The 1,397-nt window shown below is 33.1% G+C and carries 1 protein-coding gene and 1 pseudogene; both read right to left on the bottom strand.

The annotated features are described in order from the left end of the window. A pseudogene (locus L3B96_RS27075) lies at nt 1-374 on the bottom strand (ABC transporter permease); the annotation flags it as partial. Continuing rightward, nucleotides 364-1,397: ABC transporter permease (locus L3B96_RS27070; protein WP_238949057.1), on the bottom strand; the 1,034-nt coding region annotated here is incomplete at its 5' end. The pseudogene L3B96_RS27075 and the gene L3B96_RS27070, both read right to left, overlap by 11 nt.

Raw genomic sequence — 1,397 nt, 5'->3', positions numbered from 1 at the left:
AATTTAGTAGCTACTGGTTTAGTCATAGTAGCTCCTTCAAATAATAACCTACATGTAAATAACGAGAAACCTGCACCTAATAAATTTATAGCAATACCTGATATTGTCTGATCAGCATTGAATGTTATAGATGCAACTGCATGTAATAAAGCCATTATTCCCCCTGCAATTCCTGCAGCTAAAAATCCAAGCCATGCATTTCCAGAATAATATCCTACTGCCGCACCAGTAAATGCACCTATAGTCATCATACCTTCAATTCCGATATTTACAACTCCAGAACGCTCAGAAACAACTCCACCTAATGCTCCAAATATTAGCGGTGCTGAATACATTAGTGTAATACCTATTAATAGTGCAATACTATTTAACATTCTTCTCACCTCTCTTTAAAAGTCTGTCAGCTAAAGCAGGTACAATCTTAGTTAATGCTACGAAAAATACAATAGTACCTATCATTATATTTATTATTTCCGATGGTGCACCTATAGCAGATTGTACAGATTGACCTCCATATAGTAATCCACCATATAATAATCCTCCAAAGATACAACCAATAGGTGAACTTCCTGCAATTAATGCAACTGATAATCCATTAAATCCGTTATTTTCAAAAGCAGCCATAGTAGATAACTTATGAGGTGCTGTTCCTGTGATAGCTAGTGCTCCAGCAAGACCTGATAATGCACCTGCAATTACCATTGATTGAACTATATTACGATTAACATTTATTCCAGCAAATTCTGCTGCATCTTTATTTAATCCAACTGCACGTAATTCATATCCTTTTGCTGATTTATATAATAAAATCGATATAACTACAGCCATTATAATAGCAACAATAATTCCAATATTAACATCTGTCTTTAACAAAACTTCTGATAACCATTTGTTGTGAGAAAGAAATTCCATTCCAGCATCAGAAGTCTTCCAATTACCAAGTATAGTAGTAAATCCAGATTCATTAATCATATAAGTACTTGTTGAATCTGGTTGGTGAAATACATCTGTTGATACAACGAAATTAGATAAATATAATGCAATCCAATTCAGCATTATACTGGTTATAACTTCATGTATTCCGAATTTCGCCTTGAGAATTCCTACAATACCACCAAACACTGCTCCAGCAGCTACACCAGCTAAAATTACTAAAGGAATTTCTAATACTGCTGGTAAATTTAATTTAATTCCAACTATTGTTGATGCAATTGTACCTATTATATATTGGCCCTCTGCTCCAATATTAAATAATCCTGTTTTAAAGGCAAATGCAACACTTAAACCAGTTAAAATAATAGGCGTAGCCTTAATAATTGTATTAGATATATATTTAGGTTTTGAAAAAATTCCATTAAAAAGTGCGCTAAAAGCATCTATTGAGTTATATCCTGCAA

The sequence above is a fragment of the Clostridium sp. YIM B02569 genome (assembly GCF_022320765.1).
Taxonomy (GTDB): Bacteria; Bacillota; Clostridia; order Clostridiales; family Clostridiaceae; genus Clostridium; species Clostridium beijerinckii.
Note: the sequence above shows the minus strand (reverse complement) of the source record. Positions and strands in the feature narration are given on the sequence as shown.